Here is an 18,936-nt window from a genome sequence, read left to right on the forward strand (position 1 = left end):
CATGGCCGAGAAAGACCCGCGGGACCGTCTGTTCGCCGCCGCCCTCGCCGCCGCCGATGCCGGTGCGGCGACACTGCGCCATCTGCCGCCCGTGCCCCGGGGGCGCACCGTCGTCGTCGGCGCGGGCAAGGCCGCCGCCGCCATGGCCGCCGCGCTCGATTCGGCGTGGCGGGGGCCCCTGAGCGGGCTGGTCGTCACCCGCCACGGCCATGGCCTGCCCACCGGCCGGATCGAAGTGGTCGAAGCCGGCCATCCGCTGCCCGATGGCGCGGGGCAAGACGCGGCGCGGCGCATCCTCGATGTCGTCCGGGGTCTCGGCCCCGACGATCTCGTGATCGCCCTTGTCTCCGGCGGCGGCTCCGCCCTGCTCGCCCTGCCGGCGCCGGGGCTTGCCCTTGCCGACAAGCAGGCGGTGACCCGCGCCCTGCTGCGCGCCGGCACCCCGATCGGCGAGATCAATGTCGTGCGCAAACATCTGTCGGCGATCAAGGGCGGCCGCCTCGCCCTCGCCGCCGCGCCCGCGCCTGTCCACACGCTGCTGGTCTCGGACGTGCCGGGCGACGATCCTTCCGTGATCGCCTCCGGCCCGACCCTGCCCGATGCCTCGACCCGCGAAGAGGCGCAGGCGATCCTGCGCCGCTGGTCGGTCGACGCACCGGAAGCCGTCGCCCGCTGGCTGGACGATCCGGCATCGGAGACGCCGAAGCCGGGCGACCCGCGCTTTGGCCCGCTGGCCCCGGCCATCGTCCTGCGCCCGGCCGACGCACTGGCGGCGGCCGCCGCCGAGGCGAGGGCGGCGGGCTATCGCGTGATCGACCTCGGCCCCCGGATCGAGGGTGAGGCCCGGCAGGTCGGCGCCGCCCATGCCCTGCTCGCCCTCAGCCTGTCGGGTGGCGGGCCGACCGCCATCCTCTCGGGCGGGGAATTGACCGTGACCGTGGCGGGCGATGGCGCGGGCGGCCCCAACAAGGAATATCTGCTGGGGCTCGCCCTCGCCCTCGGCGGCGCGCCGGGCATTTCCGCCCTCGCCTGCGATACCGACGGCATCGACGGCACGTCTGACGACGCGGGCGCGCGCATCGACGAAACCACCCTCGGCCGTGCCGCCGGCCTCGGCCTCGACGTCGCGGCGATGCTGGCGGCCAACCGCTCCCACGAGGTCTTCGCCGCCCTCGGCGATCTCGTTTCGACCGGCCCGACGCGGACGAATGTGAACGATTTTCGGGTTATCTTCGTCACCTGAAAGCCATCGTTTCGTCATGGCGCCGGCCATCTGCCGGCGCTAACCTGCCGCCATGATCGAATATCGCAGTCGCCGCGCGCGCATCATCGCCACCCTCGGCCCCGCCTCCTCCGACAAGGCCGTCATCCGGGCCCTCGCCGAAGCCGGCGCCGACGTCTTCCGCCTGAACATGAGCCATGGCGCCCACGAGGACGCCCGCGCCCGCCACGCCGCCATCCGGGCGGTCGAGGCGGAGCTGGGCCGGCCCATCGGCATTCTCGCCGATCTTCAGGGGCCGAAGCTGCGCATCGGCCGCTTCGCCGAAGGCGCCATCGACATCGCCCCCGGCCACCGCATCCATCTCGACATGGACGAGACCCCGGGCGATGCCGGCCGGGTCTGCCTGCCCCATCCGGAAATCTTCGCCGCCATGGCGCCGGGCACCGAGCTGCTGCTCGACGATGGCCGCGTCCGCCTCATCATTGAAGAGGTTTACGAGGGCCGCGCCTTCGCCCGGGTGGTCGAAGGCCGGCGCCTGTCGGACCGCAAGGGCGTGAACGTGCCGAACGCCATCCTGCCCCTCGCCGCGATGACGCCGAAGGACCTGCGCGACCTCGACTTCGCGCTCGAGATCGGCGTCGACTGGATCGCCCTGTCCTTCGTCCAGCGCCCGCAGGACGTGCGCGACCTGAAAGCCATCGTGCAGGGTCGTGCCGGCATCGTCGCCAAGATCGAGAAACCGTCCGCGGTCGAGGATATCGACGGTATCCTGGCCGAATCCGATGCCATCATGGTCGCTCGCGGCGATCTCGGCGTGGAGCTGCCACTGGAAACCGTGCCCGGCATCCAGAAACGCCTGACCGCCAAGGCCCGCGCGGCCGGCAAGCCGGTCGTGGTCGCGACCCAGATGCTGGAAAGCATGGTCTCGGCCCCTGTCCCGACGCGCGCCGAGGTTTCGGACGTCGCCACCGCCGTCTATGACGGCGCCGACTGCGTGATGCTGTCGGCCGAGTCGGCGGCGGGCAGTTTCCCGGTCGAGTCGGTCGCCACCATGAGCCGCATCGCCGCCCAGGCGGAACAGGACATCGTCTACGACGAGCTGATCCATGCCCACCACGAGGAAACCGGCGATTCGATCGGTGACGCCATCACCACCGCCGCCGGCCGGGTCGCGGCCATGGTCGGCGCCGCCTGCATCGTCACCTTCACCTCGAGCGGATCGACCGCGCTGCGCACCGCGCGGGAGCGGCCGGAGACCGATATCCTGGTGCTGACGCCCAACCTGAACACGGCGCGGCGCCTCGCCATCGCCTGGGGCCTCAGCTGCGTCGTCGTGCCCGATGTCTCGAATTTCGCCGAAATGGTGCAGCGCGCCGGGGCGACGGCGGCGGAGCATGGTTTCGCCCGGCCGGGCGACCGTATCGTGATCACCGCGGGCGTGCCCTTCGGCTCGCCCGGCACCACCAATATCCTGCGCGTCGCCATCGTCGGCCAGCCGGGCGGCCCCACCACCTGACGGGGCGGCGCCTCAGCCGGTCAATGCAGCATGGTGCCCGTGGGCGGGCCGGCGTCGTCGCCGGTCTCGTCGGCGGGGATCTGCGCCGCGTCGGCCAGCGGGCTGGCCTGGTGGTGGACGATGTGCCATTCGCCATCCTCGAGGACGAAGACATTGGTCGCCGCCAGCGGGTTGTCGCCGATCATCTCGATCAGCACGACGAGGGCCTGGCCCTTGCCGATCATGCGCACCTTCTCGTCGCGACAGGCGACCGCGGGCGATTCGGGGTGGGAAAGGATGCCTTCCCACGACCCCATCACCTCGTCCCGGCCGATCAGCGGCGGCCAGCCCGGATGGACGCAGGACACCGGCGCCACCCGCGCCCAGAGCGCCCGCATCGCCCCGATATCGCGGCGGCGGAACACGGCATAGAAGGCCCGGTTGGCGGCCAGCACCGCCGCTTCGTCGTCTGCGCTCATCATGGCTCCGGGAGGGACAGGCTGACCACTTCGAGGTCGCGGCGCCCACTCGGCCTTGACCAGGTGACCGTGTCGCCGACCATGGCGCCGACGAGGGCGCGGCCGAGCGGCGAAGTGCAGGACAGGCGCCACAGCGCGGGATCGGCCTCGTGCTCACCGACCAGGGTGACGGACAGGGACTGGCCGTCATCGTCGACGACACCGACGGTGCAGCCGAAACAGGCAGCCTCCGGCACCGCGGTCAGGGCCGGCACCACCTCGGCCGCGCCGATCACGGCATCGAGCCGCGCCCGTTCATTGGACGCTTCGAGACCGTCCTGCCCGGCAAGGGTATCCCGCCGTGCCGTCAGCAGCGCGAGGCCGCGCGGCGAGATACGGTGCGGCGCGACCGCGGGCCGCTCGACTTCGGCTGTCGCCGTATCGTCTTCCTTCACGAATGCCCGGCTCACCCCTCGCCCTCTCCCCGTTGCCGCGTAGCGCGGCCGGTCATCCTAGCAGCCTGTGGCGCGGATCATAGACGGGAAGCGGAGCGACATGGTTTCCTGCGCCTCGGAACATCAGGACCCCCACCATCATGAAGATCATGCCGGCCCGCCTCGCTCTTGTCCTGTCGCTCGTCGTGGCGACGGGCAGCCCGCTTCGGGCCGACGACCGCGGCGGCCGCTTCGGTGCCGCGCCGGACGCGGGTGCCGATATCGCCGATGTCGCCCCCCTGCCGAAATTTCCGGGCGGCGCCGCCCCGCCGGCCGGCAAGCCCGACCGGCGCCACCGCGACCGCGCGGGTGGCGACCCGGCCGATATCGCCGGCCTGCCGGACCTGCCGCTGTCGGCCATCGGCGTCGTCGATTCGCCGAACAGTTTCTGCACCGGCACCGTCGTCGGCCCGCGCATCGTGCTGACCGCGGCGCATTGCGTGTTCAGCGAATACGGCGGCGTGAAACTGCCCGACACCTTCCTGGCCGGCCATGGGGACGACGGCACGCTGGTCGAAGCCAGGATCGTCGAGGCTTTCGTGCCGCCACGCTTCAACCTCGAAACCTTCAACAAGACCAACGACATCGACGGTCTCGACTGGGCCATCCTCGAACTCGACCGCGACATCGGCGATGTCACGGGCATCGTCGAGATCGCTGCCTTCGATCGCAAGGCGCTGAAGTCCTACGACGGCGGCAGCCGCACCTTCGTCCAGATCGGCTATGGCGAGGAGGACGGCGAACGGGTGACGATCCGGCGCGGCTGCACCGTGATGGAGGCCTGGGACGACGGTACCTTCGGCCACAATTGCGGCAGTGTCTCCGGCGATTCCGGCGGCCCCGACCTCGCCCTGATCGACGGCCGCTGGCAGATCATCGGCATCGAATCGGCCGAGATCGACACCGAGAACATACGTGGCGTCGACATGGCGGTTTCCGCCACCTCCTTCGCCCGGGAGGCGGCGCGCCACCGCTGACGGCGCGCCCCGGGGGATGGCTCAGCCGTTGCCGTCGCGGCCGAGCAGCGCCGTGGTGCAGCCCGGCGCGCCGCTCAGGGTCGCGCGGAGGGCCATGTCGTCGGACGACAACTGCAATTCGAATCCGACCATGACATAGCCCGGCGGCCGCTCGATCCAGCCGTCGGGATAGAAGATCAGCGCCCGGTCACCGGGCGCGGGCGCCGTGCCGGTGACCCGGAAGCGGCCGGACGGCACGCCCGGGTTGGACGCCACCGGATAGAAGGCGACGACGGCCGAAATCTCGCCACCCGCAGGCGCGTCGAAGGTGAAGGTGACGCCGGTCAGCCCCTGCGCGCAGGTATAGGTGCCCGACCACACGCCGGCGAAACCACGGGCATCCACCGTGGGGGCCGGCGCGGGCGAAGGCGAGGGCGCGATACCCTTGCCGGGCGACGTCGGCGCCGGTGCCGTGGCGGAAGGACTGGTGGGCGCGGTCGGGGTCTGCGGCCGGCTGGGCCGCAGCGAGGACGACGAGTCGTCGGCCGGGGCGGGCGGGGTTTCGGCGGGCGGGGCTTCCGGCGCGGGGCTCGCGGGCGCGGTCTTGCCGGTCAAGCCGCCGAGAAAGCTGCCCTGGGCCAGCGCCGGACCGGTGCCGAGCATCAAGCAGAGGCCGATCGCCGACCATTTCCGAATCGTCACAGTCCCCGTCTCCCCGCAACGGCGCGCCATCCCGACGCTATCCCTTCACGCCGCAGGCCACCATACAGCAAAGCCGTGTCGCGTCACAGCAAGCCCGACTTGACGACAGCGGAAGCGGGTCCATAAGGTCGATATCGCGCGCACCTTCTTGTGATCAACCGGGGTTTTTGTGGCCCGGGTCACAGCGGGGGGAAAGGCCGCGTGATCAAATGGTGACCGTCCGATTTGTCGGCACCCATATCAGGAGTGGACGGGATGAAGATCCGTTCTGTCGCGATGGCGGCGCTTACGGTTGCGGGGGTTGCGACCGTCACTGCCCCGGCCTTCGCCGAATACAAGGTTTGCAACAAGACCAAGCAGACCACGTCCGTGGCCGTCGGCTATTACGACGACAAGACCCCTGACGGCGTCGAAAACGGTGTCTGGGTCTCGGAAGGCTGGTGGAACGTCGACCCGGGCAAATGCGCGACGCCGATCACCGGCCCGCTGAAGGTCCGCTACGTCTATGTCTATGCCGAGCATCCGGACGGCACCGGCTGGACCGGCGAGAATCCCTTTTGCGTGAAGGACGCGGAATTCACCATCCGCGGCAACGAGAATTGCGAACGGCGCGGCTTTGCTTCCAAGAATTTCTCGGAAGTCGACACTGGCGCCGAAGCCAAGTCCTATACGACCAACCTGACCGACGATTGATCGCTCAGCGTTGCTCCGGCGGCAGGTGACGCTTCGTCCTTGCCGTCGGCAGCGCGGTCAGCGGGTCTTCGGGCCAGGGGTGCCTCGGATAGCGTCCGCGCAGGTCCGCCCGGACATCGGCATAGCCCCGGCCCCAGAAACTGACCAGATCCTGCGTCACCTGCACCGGCCGCCCCGCGGGCGAAAGCAGGTGCAGCGTGACCGGGATCTTGCCCTTCGCGACACTGGGCGTCTCGCGCGCGCCGAACATTTCCTGCAGCTTCACGGCGAGCACCGGCGCCTCCCCCGCGCCGTAATCGAGGGCGTGGCGGTTGCCCGACGGCACCTCGAGATGGGACGGCGCTTCAATATCGAGCGCCTGACGCAGGGGCCAGTCGAGGCCGGCCGATAGCACCTCGTGAAGGTCGAGGCGCTTAAGCCCCTCGAGCCGGGAAATCCCGCCGAGATAGGGCAAAAGCCAGTCTTCCAGTCCGGCCAGCAAGGCATCGTCGGACCAGTCGGGCCAGCGCCCCGACGCGGGGTCCAGGCGATGAAGGAAATTGACCCGTGCCTTCAGCGCCGCCGCCGCCGCCGTCCAGGGCAACAGGGTCAGGCCACGCGCCCTGATCGCGGCCAGCAGGGCGGCGCTGACCGCATCGGCCGGCGGGTCGGACCAGACCGCATCCTCGATCACGATTTCGCCCAGCCGGCGACGTCGGCGGGCCCGGACCTGACCGCTGGCCTCATCGAAGGCGACCTCTGCTTCCGCCACGATGCGATCGGCGAACAGGGCCTCGACCTCGGCGGCATCGAGCGGCGCGGCGAGATAGACGCGCCCATCCTTGCGGCTGCCGTCGAGCGAGGCGATGGCCAGCCATTCGCGACCGGCCAGCGGCTCAACGGGGTCGAGACGGGCCGCCGCGCCCGAAGCCATGAGGTATAGGCTACCGCCCCCCGGCCGGCGCCGCGCCACCCGTTCAGGGTAAGCGAGGGCGACGAGCTGGCCGGTCAGCGACCGGTCGTCCAGAGCCCGCGCGTCGACGCCGAGACGCCGGCACCATTGCCCCGCCGCCTGTTCGATCTGGCGCAGCAGGCCCCGGTCGGTCCCGCCGCCGCCCCGCCCTTCGATCGCTTCGAGGCGGAGGGCGAGGTCGCAATCCCGGTTGCCGGGGCCAAGGCGCAGGGGATCGCGCCCCTCGATCAGGGCGGCGATACGGGCGGCCTGCGCGCCCTGCCCCAGCCGTTTGCCCTCGATCATCAGATGACCGAGGCGGGGATGGGCACCGAGCCGGACCAGCGCCTTGCCATGATCGGTGATGTGACCCTGGCGGTCGAGGGCGCCGAGACCTTCGAGCAAGGCGCGGCCCTGCGCATAGGCGCCCGCGTTCGGCGCATCGAGCAGACGGAGGCTGGACGGGTCGGCGATGCCCCACAGCGCGAGGTCGAGGGCGACGGGCGCAAGGTCGGCCAGCAGGATCTCCGCCGTTGTATGGGGCAGCAGGGCACGGTGTTCCGCCTCGCTCCACAGGCGGATGCAGGTGCCGGGGCCGAGGCGGCCGGCGCGGCCCCGGCGCTGTTCGGCCGAGGCCGCGGAAATACTGCCAAGCACGAGGCGCCCCATGCCGGTGCCGGGGTCGAAGGCGGCGTGGCGGGCCAGACCCGAATCGATCACGACGGCGACGCCTTCGATGGTCAGGCTGGTTTCGGCGATATTGGTCGCGAGCACGATCTTGCGCGTGCCCGGCGCGGCGGGGGCGAGGGCCCGGTCCTGCTGGGCGAAATCGAGGTCGCCGTGCAGCCGGTGCAGGAGGATATCCGGCGGCAGGCCGCCCTCCTCGATCTGGCGGGCGGCCTTCTCGATCTCGCCCCGGCCCGGCAGGAAGACGAGGATGTCGCCCGAAAGCTCGGCCAGCGCCCGGCGCACCGCCCGGGCGATGCGCGCCTCGAGTGGGGCATCGTCCCGCCCCTCGGCCCAGCGGAGCGCAACCGGATAGGCGCGGCCTTCCGAACGGACCGTCGGGGCGCCGCCCAGCAGTTCCGCCACCCGGGCGCCATCCAGTGTCGCCGACATGACGACGAGGCGGAGGTCGGGCCGCAGCGCCTCCTGCGCTTCGAGCGCGAGGGCAAGGCCGAGATCGGCATCGAGGCTGCGCTCGTGGAATTCGTCGAACAGCACGGCGGCGATACCGTCCAGCCCCGGATCGTCGACGATCATGCGGGTGAAGAGGCCGTCGGTGACCACCTCGATCCTGGTCCGGGCGCTGACCTTGCTGTCGAAGCGCACGCGGTAGCCCACGGTCTCCCCCACCGCCTCGCCCAGCGTCGCCGCCATGCGCCGCGCGGCCGAGCGGGCGGCGAGACGGCGTGGTTCGATCATGACGATGCGCCCGCCCGTGGCCCAGGCCTCGCCGAGCAGGGCGAGAGGCACCCGCGTCGTCTTGCCGGCGCCGGTTGGCGCTTCGAGCACCGCCGAGGGTCCAGCCCGCAGCACGGACAGAAGTTCGGGCAGGACATCGTCAATCGGCAGATGATCCACGCGTCTCCCCTTCCCGCCACCGGCACGCATTCGCCGTCGCTGCCGACCGACTAGCGCAAAGCGCGTCGCCCGATCAAGCGGTCATGTGGCGGCCTCTGTTCCCCCTGCGGGTCTCCGGCGCTATCCTCGCCTGCGATCCCGCTGGCGGCGTGCCGAAACGAAACCGCGCGCGAGGATGGATGATGGGTGTCCATGAATTTTCGACCGGTGACATCACGGCTCTGGCCAAAGGGATCGCGGATGGCCCGATTCGCGGCGGTCGCCATCGCCCTGGCCGTCATCGGGGTTGGCGCCGGTCGCGGCGAGGCCCCCCCACCGAATTCCGACGCCGCCCAAATCACGGCGGCCATGCAGGGCCAGACGGGGCTGGTGGTGGCGAGCGCCGACGACATCGCCCGCCGCATTCCGCGGCGACTGACGCTGTACCGGGCTGCACACAACCCGCGGGTGCTGATCCTCGATTTCCCCGATGCCGCGCTTCAGGCGAGAACCTTGAACAGAATCGCCGTCTTCGCCGAAATGAAGGGGGCTCCGCACGATCGGGTGCCGGACGAGGCCGAGACCCGCCGCCTGATCGCGGAGGCTGGCCGCCCCTTCGACCACTTCTATCTGGGTCATGATTACGATGCCGCGACCCTCGCCCGCTTCTTCTCCCTTGCCGGGGCCGATGGCCTGTCGCCGGAGGAAGCAAGGCTGCGCAATATACTCCTGCATTACCATGTGCTGCGCACCGCCGCCGACGGCTTCGTCGCAACGACACCGGTGCAGGCCCTGATCAGCATCGCCGACCTCGGCGGAACTCCCGGCGATGCCGTTGCATTGCGCCGGCAGGTGCTCCGTCACGAACTCGCCCACGGCGAATTCTTCACCCGTCTCTTCTATCGGGCAGCCTGCGACCGGTTCTGGCGACAGGGACTGAACGGCTACGAAAGAAACCTGTTCCTGCGCTTCCTGGATCGCGAAGGTTACGATATTCGCGAGACCGAACTGGTGATCAACGAGGTTCAGGCCTATCTCGGCTTCACCGCCGGTCCGGGGCTTTTCGATGCCCGGCAGCTCGGCATCGACGATATTGCGTTCGACGAGTTGAGGCAGCGCTTCCACCGCGCGATGAACGCCACCCCCGCCTTCTAGTCTCGATGCTTGACGCCCCACGCGTAATATTCTGAAATCTGCCGCCACCCGGGGGGGTGAATTTGGCCGGTGTCGGCCTGTTCCGGGTGACTCGGCGATCTGTTGGATGCTTTGCCCTGCGCCAGCTTCCGGCAGCCGCCCAGGGGGAACAATGAAGACAGTGGTTCAGGGCCTGCTTGCCAGCGCAAACGGTTCTCGCGGTCGCGCTCGCGGCCATATCGGTGGCGGCCAGCGCCCCATGTTGGCGCTCGCGACGGCCGCCTTGCTGCTTCACGCCATGCCGGCGGCCGCGCAAAGCCTGCCCTCCGCCGCCCGCCCCGCCGTCGCGCCCGAGGCCCTGACGCCGCCCGCTCCCGCCGCCCCCGGCGGACTGGACCTGGTGACGGCGCCCGCAGGACAGCCGCCGACGGGTGCCGAGAGTGTGAAACTGACCCTGAGCGCCCTCGCCGTCGACGGCAGCACGGTCTATGACGCCGAAACGCTTTCCGCCTTCTATGCCGGGAAGATCGGCACCGAAGTCTCGCTGGCCGACATCTTCGCCATCGCTGCCGCGATCGAGGCCGCCTATCGTAGCGACGGCTATTTCCTGACCCGGGTGGTGGTGCCGGCCCAGCGGATCGAAGGCGGCGCGGTGAAGCTCGTCGTCGTCGAAGGTTATATCCATTCCGTCGCCGTGGTCGGCGACGCCGGGGGATCCCTCGATCTGGTCAAGGACATGGCCGCCCGCATCTCGGAAGATCGTGGTCCCGCCCGTCTCGCCACGGTCGAGCGGCAGTTGCTGTTGATCAACGACCTGCCCGGCATCAGCGCCCGGGGGGTGCTCAGCCCCGTGGCGGGGGAGCGAGGCGCCAGCCAGCTCACCATCGAAGTCGGCCACAAGGCGATGGACGGATTCGTCGCCGTCGACAACCGCAGCTCCGACCTGCTCGGTCCCTGGGGCGCCACCGCTTCTGCCGGGGTGAACAGCCTGACCGGCATGGGCGAGCGGCTGGACCTCGTGTTGTTCTCGTCCGTCTTCAGCGATCATCAGCGCCTCGCCCAGGTCTCGGGCGATATCGCCCTCGGCAGCGACGGGCTGCGCCTGCGTGCCTATGCCGGCTATGCCCCCGGGCGTCCGGGCGGCGCGCTCCAGGTTCTCGACGTCGAGACGGCGGCCACCCGCTTTGGCCTCTCCCTCGCCTATCCGGTATTGCGCGGCCGCACGCTTTCGCTGTCGACCCGCGCCGCCTTCGACTGGCTGGACGAGGATGACGAACTGCTGGGTGTCACCAACACCAGCGATCGCCTGCGCGTCCTGCGTCTGTTCGCGGATGGCGAATACCATGACGAATGGGCCGGCGTGACCCGGGCCAGCCTTGGCCTGCACATGGGTGTCGACGCTTTCGGCGCGACGACGGCCGACGACCGCAACCGCTCGCGCGTCGACGGCGACGGCACCTTCGAGAAGGCGACGCTCGAGGTGTCCCGTCTGCAGGGCCTGTTCTCGGGTGAGTTCGGTTCGCTCAATCTCTTTGTCGAGGCGACGGGGCAATATGCTCCGGGCGCCCTGCTGGCGGACGAGGAGTTTCGCCTTGGCGGCTATCGTTTCGGACGGGGTTACACGCCGGGCGAGATCAGCGGCGACCGCGCCCTCGGCGCCAGCGCCGAGTTGCAGCTGAACGGGATCATCGACCACAGCGACGAGGCGGGCCAATTCCACCTGCCGTTCCAGCTCTATGGTTTCTACGATGCCGGCAAGGTCTGGGACCAGGGCCGCACGGAAATATCCAGTGCCGCCCTCACCTCCGCCGGCGCCGGTGTCCGCCTCTATGTCGGCGATTCCATCCAGGGCGAGATCGAGGTGGCCAAGCCGCTGACCCGCGACCGCGGCGACCGCAGCGACGACGACAAGCGCAATCCAGGCGTCTTCCTGCGCCTCGTCGGCAGCTTCTAGGAGGAATCGAATCATGACTTTCGCATTCTTCCCGTCGGCGCGACGCGCCGCCCTGTTGGCATCGACCGCGCTCGGCATCGTTCTCGTCGGCGCGCCCGTCGCGCCGACGCGCGCCAACCCGACCGGCGGCACCGTGGTCCGCGGTGAAGCCACGGTCACCACCGCCCCCGGCACCGTCACGGTCCGCCAGACCACGGACCGCGCGGTGATCGACTGGCAGGACTTCTCGGTCGGCGGCGGCGAGAGCACCAGTTTCGTTCAGCCGGGGCGCGGCTCTGTCACCCTGAACCGGGTGACCGGCGACGATGCCTCGGTGATCGACGGCAAGCTGACCGCCAATGGCAATGTCTTCCTGGTCAACCGGAACGGCGTCCTTGTCGGTGCCGGGGCGCAGATCGACGTCGGCGGCCTGGTCGCCAGCACCAGCGATATCGCGGACGATGCCTTCATGGCCGGCCGCGACCGCTTCGACCGGCCGACCGACAATCCGAATGCCCGCGTCGTCAATGAAGGCCGCATCACCGTCGCCGACAAGGGCATCGCCGCCCTCGTCGGCCCGACGGTCGCGAACGATGGCGTCATCGCCGCCCGTCTCGGCACGGTCGCCCTCGGCAGCGCCGAGACCTTCACCGTCGATCTCGCGGGCGACGGGCTGATCGCCTTCGACACGGGTCAGACCGTGGACCGGGCGACAGGCGCGCCTCAAGTTGCCAACAGCGGCGTCATCAGCGCCGCCGGGGGCACCATCGTGCTCGACGCCCGGCAGGCTTCCAGCGTGGTCGACCGCGCCATCGACATGACCGGCGTCATCGAAGCGGGCAGCATCTCGACCGAAGGCGGCACCGTCATCCTCTCCGGCGGGGCGGGCACGACCGCTGTTTCCGGCACGGTCGATGCCTCGGGCACGACCGGCGGCACCATCGAGATTACGGGCCGGCAGGTCGCCGTCGCCGGCAGCGCCAGCCTCGATGCCTCGGGCGCGCGGGGCGGCGGCACCGTTCGCCTCGGCGGCGGCCCGCGCGGCACTGGTGCCACCCCGCGCGCTGAAACCACCACGGTCGCGGCCGGTGCCCGCGTCGACGTCTCGGCGACTGTGCAGGGCGATGGCGGCACGATCGCCGTCTGGTCCGACAAAACGACCGATTTCGCCGGCACGGCCCGGGCGACCGGCGGTGCCTCGGGCGGCAACGGCGGCCTGATCGAGACCTCATCCGCCGGCAAACTGTCGGTGGAAGGCGCAAGCATCGACGCTTCGGCGGCATCGGGCAAGGCCGGCGAATGGCTGCTGGACCCGGCCGACATCGCCATCGTCAATCGCGGCTCGCCCATTCCCGCCGACGGCGTCTTCATTCCGGCCGACGCCTCGCTGGTTTCGATCGACTCCATCTTCGACGTGCTCAAGACCGGCACCAACGTCAGCATCGTCACCAACGATCCGGCGATCAAGGGCGACGGCAACATCTCCTATCTCGCCAATGCCGCCTATGACCTCGGCGGGGTCGGCGCCAGCCTGCGCCTCGAGGCGGCGGGGGCGATCGACTGGTCGGGAACCCTTCAGGTCTCGAACGGCACGCTGTCGATCGACGCTGTCGCGGGTCAGGGTCTGATGTGGTCCGGCACGCTCGACGGCGCGGCGGCGGACCTGACCCTGCGCGCGACGGCCGGCGGCTCGATCAAGATTTTCGACGGCAGGCTCGTCGCCGACACCATCGACCTGCGCGGCTGCATGACCGGGGCCGGCGGCTGTGGCACCGACGCCGATCCTTATGGCGTCGGCATCCAGCCGACGGCCAGCGGGACTTCCGGTTCCGTGCCCTCGATCGTGATCGACGCCGGGCAGCTCACCCTGCTCGGCGGCTACGGCGGTATCGGCATTGATCACGGCGCGGATTCCGAATCCTCGATCGACATCGCGGTCGGGCGCCAGCTGCACATGCAGGGTTACGGCCTGGACCCGTTCCACATCGGGAACGGGGTGTTCTCGCCGGCATCGACGGCGACCGTCCTGATCACCGGCGCCTTCCGCAACTCGAACCTCGGCGCCATCGTCGGCGCCCCCCCGGGGATTGACGTTCCGGGTCTCAGCGAATCCGAACTGGCGGCCATCGGCGGTTTCCAGTCGCTGACGCTGCGGACCGGTGCCGCTTCCGCCACCTTCGACGCCGACGAAGCCAGCGGCAGCGCGAGCGTGCTCGTCGTCGGCGCGGTTCCCGGTCAGGTTACCTTCAACGTACCGTTCGACGTCTTCGTCGAGGTCAACGACGGCGGGGACTTCTATCTCGCCTCGAATGTGACGATCAAGAGCGCCGACAGCATCTCCATCGTCACGTCGTCGCCATCGTCCAAGGCTTCCTTCCTCGGCGCGGCGGATATCGGGGGCGATTTCACCATCGATTCCCCGGACATCATCCTGGCGCGTGGCCTCGACGTCGCGGGACGCATCCTGCTCGATGGCGATGTCGCCGTCGCCGCGCCGGCGATTGCGGTCACGGCCGGAACCAATCTCGACATCACCGGCACGCTCGACGGTCTGGTGGCGCCCGGCGGCCCCGTCTCCCCCCATGTCGGACTGACGGCCAAGGCGGGCAGCGTGCGCATCCGCGGCGATGTCGGCTTCGGCGTCGGCCTCGCCTCGCTCACGGTCCTGGGGGGCGCGGTCGAAATCGCCGGGGTATCGACGCTCGGCGACCAGAACTATCTCGCGTCGGTGATCACGCTGTTCGGCAGCGACAGCGCGGGCAACGACTACCGTTCGGCCGCGGGCGACATCACCTTCGACGGCACGACCATGCTGGCGGGGACCACCGCCATCGCCGCGGCGGATGGCGGCATCCACTTCACGCGGGACATAATGCGTCTCGATTCGACCCTTGAAACGGCGCTGACCCTGACCGCGGGCGGTGCCTCGGGCGATGTGATCGTCGACGGCGACATCGGCAGCGTCGAGGGAATGCTCGACCGGGTGACCGTGGCGGCCACCCGGTCCTTCACCCTGCACGATGTGCTGACATCGGGCGACCAGACCTATGCCGCGCCGCTCGGCCAGTTCTTCGGCGAGACCTACCGCTCGTTCTCGGGCAGCATCGTCGCGGCGGCGACAGAGGCGGCCCTGGTTTCCGGCCCGACCCTGTTCGACGCCGGGCGTGGCGTGAGCTTCGGCAAGGTCGATTCGACCGACGAAGGCTTCGGCGGCCTCAATGTCGTGGCCCGCGCCGGCAGCATCGGTTTCTTCGGTGCTCTCGGCGGCACCACCCGGTTGAGCTTCCTCACCGCCAAGGCCAGTGAACGCATCACGGCGGACGACATCGGAACCACGGGCGACGCCATGCTCTTCGCGCCCGACATCGCCTTCACGGGCGCGAGCTATGACGCGGGCGGCGCCTTCATCGCCCATGGCGCGATGACAATCGCGCGCGACCTGAGCATCGCGGGCCACGATCTCGTCGACCTGAACGGAGACATCGACCTTGCCTCGGCGGTCGGTGCCGGCCTGTCGGTCGGCTCGGCCGCGGGCGACATCCTGATCGGCGGCGATGTCGGCGGCATGACCGCCATTGCCTATCTCGACGCGACGGCGGCCGGGGAAATCTCCCTCGCCAATGCCGCGACCGAGGGCGACCAGCGTTTCTCCGCGAGCCGGGTCAATCTCGGCGGCGCGACCTATGACGCCGGCGGTGCCTTCGCCATCTCGGGCGAGGCGGTGGCGAGCCGCACGCTGGCCATCACCGCCGGTGACGACATCGTGTTCGACGGCAGTCTCGATGCCCGTGGCGATGCCGTCGATATCGTCGCCAAATCCGGTGGCGATCTGACCATCTTCGGGCCGATGGGAGGCATCGACGCCTTCGGCTCCATCGAATTGTCCGCTCTTGGCGTCGCCGCCATCGGTGCCGTCGATGCCATCGGTGCCCTGACTGTCACCGCCGGGGATCACATCCACCTGCTCGACACCCATGTCGCGGCTGGCGGCGACATCGGCCTGTTCGCCGATCTTCGCCTTGCCCAGGATGCCCGCATCGTCTCGGGCGGCAGCGTGACCATCGGCGGCAAAGTCGACGGCGATGGCCTGTCGGACGGCATTCCCTCGCTCAATGTCGCCGGCAACGGCGGCTTCGTCCGTATCGACGGCGCCATCGGCGGCCAGTCGGCCATGCTCGACGTCACCCTTTCTGCCCTCGACCGCGTCTCCATCGACGATGTCACCACCGAAGGCAGCCAACTTTACGATGCCCCGCTTGCCCTGCTCGGTGGCGCGACCTACAGCGCGGGCCGTGACTTCAACGTGACCGGCGATGCCGGGATCGTGCATGGCGCAAGCATCGAGGCCGGGGGCGACATCCACTTCGGCGGCACCATCGAAGCGACCGATGGCGGCGGAGCCTTGCGCGCCGCGGCGCCGGGCCTGACGGCCAGGGCGGGCGGCGATCTCGGCATCGACGGCGACATCGGCGGCACGAAGACACTCGGCGCCATCGACCTGACGGCGACCGGCGATATCCTGCTGCAGTCGGCGCAGGCGACAGGCGGCATTTCCGTCGTCGCGGGCGGGCTCGTCCGCCTCGCCGGAACCCTGGACGCGGGCGGCGACCTGTCGCTCCGCGGTGCGCTCAAGCTGCTCGGCGACACGCGGCTGCTCGCGGCCGGCTCGGTCCTGATCGCCGGCACCGTGGACGCCGATTGCACCACCTGTCTGGTCGCGGCCGCGCCCGGCCTCGACATCGAGGCGGCGACCGGCTCGGTCGAGGTTACCGGCGCCATCGGCAGCCTCTCCGCCCCTGGCAATGTCAGGATCGGTGCGGCCGGCACGCTCGACGTCGCCGCCATCGACGCCGGCGGGTCGCTCACCCTCGCCGGCAATGGCATCACGCTGAACGGGGCCAGTTACACCGCCGCGGGCGATATCGACATTCTGGGCGACACCCTGCTGACCGGCGTGACCACGCTCGCGGCCGGGGGCGGCATCGGCGTCCGCGGCACCATGGACGCTGCCGACGGAACCGGGCGCGACCGCGTGCCGGCCCCCACCCTGACGGCCCGGTCGAATGGCGATCTGTTGCTTGCCGGCGATATCGGCAGCCGCGGCGCCCTGGGCGACATCATGCTCGAAGCGGGGGGGAGCGCCACCGTCGCCGCCATCGACAGTGTCGGCAGCCTGAACATCGAGGCGGGCGACCATATCCATCTGTCGGGCAACCATATCGTGACGGGCGGCGACATCGACCTGTTCGCCGATGTCCGGCTCGCCCAGTCCATCTCCATCGCCTCGGGCGGCAGTGTGACCGTCTACGGTCGCATCGACGGCGATGGCCTGTCGGACGAGACACCTTCGCTCGACCTCATCGGCAATGGCGGTTTCGTGCGGGTCAATGGCGCCATCGGCGGCCTGTCGGCGCTGCTGGACGTTACCATGATCGCGCCCGGGCGCATCACCCTCGGCGACGTGACGACCGAGGGCCGGCAGTATTACGATGCCCCCTTGGCGCTGCTGCGCGGCGCGACCTACCGCGCCGGGCTCGGCTTCACCGTCACGGGCGATACCGAAATCGCCCGTGACGTAACGGTGACCGCCGGGCGGGACGTCCGCTTCGGTGGCCGGATCGACGCCATCGACGAAGGCGCCGGCCGGCGTGGACACGCCCCCCTGCTGACCGCCGACGCCGGTGGCGACCTGCTGGTCGACGGCGACATCGGTGGCTCGGGCATTCTCGGCGGGATCGACCTGACCGCCGCCCGAGACATCCTGCTGCACGGCGTGACCGTGGCCGACGGCATATACGCCGCCGCGGACGGCTTCATCCGCCTTGGCGGCAGGCTGGACGCGGGCGGTGGCCTTTCGCTGCTGGGCACGGTCCGCCTCTTCGCCGACACCCTCCTGCGCGCGGGGGAATCGGTCTTCGTCGACGGGACCATCGACGTCGACGACTGCTACGGCTGCCTGGTCAGCGCGTCCCCCGGCCTCGATATCGAGGCGGCGGCCGGCACCGTCGAAATTACTGGCGCCATCGGAGCCGTGTCCGCGCCGGGCGACATCTGGATCAGCGCCGACGGCTCGATCGACGTCGCCGATATCGACACGGACGGCTCGATCTTCATGCGCGGGAACGGCATCACGCTGAACGGCGGACATTACAGCGCGTCGGAAGGCATCAACATCCAGGGCGACACGGTGCTGACCCGGGCCACCAGCGTCACGGCGGGCGGCGACGTCGACATCGTCGGCACCGTCGACATGCTGCCCGGCGCGGATGGCGGCGATGCCCTGCCAGTGCCAACAAAAGGGCCGGTCGAGATCATTTCGCGCGGCGGCAATGTCAGCCTGGCGAAGGCCGTCGGCGCGGCCGGCAGCCTCGGCAGCCTGCTGGTTTCGGCGGCCGAGGAGATCTTCCTGGCGCGGGGCGTCTGGACCGATGGCGGCCAGACCTACGATGCCAGCCGCGTCACGGCCACCAACGCGATCCTTGCCAGTACCTCGGCCGGCATCGCCATCGACGGCAGCCTCGAAGCCAGCGGCGACGTCACCTTGCAAGCCGCGACCGACATCGACATCGCCGGCACCATCGACAGCCTGCGTGGCGAAGGCTCCGGCCTCGCCCGGGTCGGCATGACGGCCGGACGTGAAATCCGCCTGCTCGGCGCGGTCGGACAGGGTGCCGCGCTCGGCTCGTTCGAACTGGTGGCCGGGGTCAGGATCGACCCGTTGTCGGTGACCACTTTCGGTGCCCAGTCCTACAGCGCGCCAATCGTCATCCTCAGCGGCAGCCGCTACGAGACCAATGGCGGCACGTTCACGACCTCGGGCAATCTCAGCCTGACCGCGCCCGAGGTGACCATCGTCACCACGGGCTCGGGCGGCGACGGCGACATCCTGCTGGAGGGAGCCGCCGATGGCGCGGACGTGACGCTGGATGCCGGCGACGGCGATATCACCGGCCTCAATGTTACTTTCAACAGGCTGACGGTCATGAGCACGACCGGTTCCGCCACGATGGGCGGCAGCCTCGGGGACATCTCGGGTGTCGAGGCCGCGGCCGACGTCCTGCGCCCGGATGGCATCGCGGCCACCTATCTGTTCAACGATTGCGTCATGGCCACGAGCTGCGGCGGCCCGCCGCCGCCGGTCGGCAGCATCGACCCCGAGGGCACGATCAAGGTCACGCTGCCGCCGCCGCTCGTGCTGCCGCAACTGTCACCGACACCGCTGATCGTTCTCGCCACCGACGATCCCCTGGACGACCCGCGTTTCGTCCTGTCCAACACCGGCAAGGATACCCTGTGGCGGCTCGACCTGTTGCTTCCCGATGCCACCCGGGAGGGCGGGCAATGACCGGCCCGCG

11 protein-coding genes are annotated in these 18,936 nt (G+C 70.0%); 7 read left to right on the forward strand and 4 right to left on the reverse strand.

Going from position 1 to position 18,936, the window contains the following annotated elements:
* The first annotated feature begins 1 nt into the window (after nucleotide 1).
* Nucleotides 2-1,243 carry a glycerate kinase type-2 family protein gene (locus tag DKG74_RS04590; protein WP_109903107.1) on the forward strand — a complete coding sequence of 414 codons (1,242 nt, stop codon included), beginning with the start codon at nucleotides 2-4 and terminating at the stop codon, nucleotides 1,241-1,243.
* A gap of 52 nt (nucleotides 1,244-1,295) precedes the next feature.
* Nucleotides 1,296-2,738 (forward strand): pyruvate kinase, encoded by a 1,443-nt coding sequence (gene pyk, locus DKG74_RS04595; RefSeq protein ID WP_109903109.1) that lies wholly within the window; start codon nucleotides 1,296-1,298, stop codon nucleotides 2,736-2,738.
* Nucleotides 2,739-2,758: 20 nt separating this feature from the next.
* Here pyk and DKG74_RS04600 read toward each other — a convergent pair whose 3' ends face one another.
* Together DKG74_RS04600 and DKG74_RS04605 are read right to left on the reverse strand one after the other, a co-directional pair.
* Entirely contained in the window at nucleotides 2,759-3,196 is a 438-nt protein-coding gene (locus tag DKG74_RS04600) for a nuclear transport factor 2 family protein (protein WP_243404020.1), read from the reverse strand.
* Nucleotides 3,196-3,645, reverse strand: coding sequence for a GreA/GreB family elongation factor (locus DKG74_RS04605; protein WP_109903113.1), 450 nt, complete (start codon nucleotides 3,643-3,645; stop codon nucleotides 3,196-3,198). Before DKG74_RS04605 ends, DKG74_RS04600 begins: the two co-directional genes overlap by 1 nt.
* 125 nt (nucleotides 3,646-3,770) lie before the next feature.
* Here DKG74_RS04605 and DKG74_RS04610 point away from each other — a divergent pair, with 125 nt between their 5' ends.
* Entirely contained in the window at nucleotides 3,771-4,646 is an 876-nt protein-coding gene (locus DKG74_RS04610) for a trypsin-like serine peptidase (RefSeq protein WP_109903115.1), read from the forward strand.
* A gap of 21 nt (nucleotides 4,647-4,667) precedes the next feature.
* Here the strand turns inward: DKG74_RS04610 and DKG74_RS04615 are convergent, their stop codons facing one another.
* Nucleotides 4,668-5,327 (reverse strand): hypothetical protein, encoded by a 660-nt coding sequence (locus DKG74_RS04615; protein WP_133251501.1) that lies wholly within the window; start codon nucleotides 5,325-5,327, stop codon nucleotides 4,668-4,670.
* A gap of 255 nt (nucleotides 5,328-5,582) precedes the next feature.
* Here DKG74_RS04615 and DKG74_RS04620 point away from each other — a divergent pair, with 255 nt between their 5' ends.
* Complete coding sequence (locus DKG74_RS04620; protein WP_109903119.1) at nucleotides 5,583-6,020, forward strand: DUF1036 domain-containing protein; 438 nt, start codon at nucleotides 5,583-5,585, stop codon at nucleotides 6,018-6,020.
* Nucleotides 6,021-6,024: 4 nt separating this feature from the next.
* On the opposite strand, the gene hrpB is transcribed toward DKG74_RS04620, so the two are convergent.
* Nucleotides 6,025-8,535, reverse strand: a complete 2,511-nt coding sequence (gene hrpB, locus DKG74_RS04625) for an ATP-dependent helicase HrpB (RefSeq protein WP_243404021.1) — start codon at nucleotides 8,533-8,535, stop codon at nucleotides 6,025-6,027.
* Nucleotides 8,536-8,775: 240 nt separating this feature from the next.
* Here hrpB and DKG74_RS04630 point away from each other — a divergent pair, with 240 nt between their 5' ends.
* From DKG74_RS04630 to DKG74_RS04640, 3 genes are all read left to right on the forward strand, one after another.
* Complete coding sequence (locus DKG74_RS04630; protein ID WP_109903123.1) at nucleotides 8,776-9,669, forward strand: hypothetical protein; 894 nt, start codon at nucleotides 8,776-8,778, stop codon at nucleotides 9,667-9,669.
* A gap of 238 nt (nucleotides 9,670-9,907) precedes the next feature.
* Complete coding sequence (locus DKG74_RS04635) at nucleotides 9,908-11,602, forward strand: ShlB/FhaC/HecB family hemolysin secretion/activation protein (protein ID WP_109903125.1); 1,695 nt, start codon at nucleotides 9,908-9,910, stop codon at nucleotides 11,600-11,602.
* Nucleotides 11,603-11,615: 13 nt separating this feature from the next.
* Complete coding sequence (locus tag DKG74_RS04640) at nucleotides 11,616-18,926, forward strand: two-partner secretion domain-containing protein (RefSeq protein ID WP_109903127.1); 7,311 nt, start codon at nucleotides 11,616-11,618, stop codon at nucleotides 18,924-18,926.
* Nucleotides 18,927-18,936: the final 10 nt, after the last annotated feature.

The organism is Zavarzinia aquatilis, assembly GCF_003173035.1.
GTDB classification, from domain to species: domain Bacteria; phylum Pseudomonadota; class Alphaproteobacteria; order Zavarziniales; family Zavarziniaceae; genus Zavarzinia; species Zavarzinia aquatilis.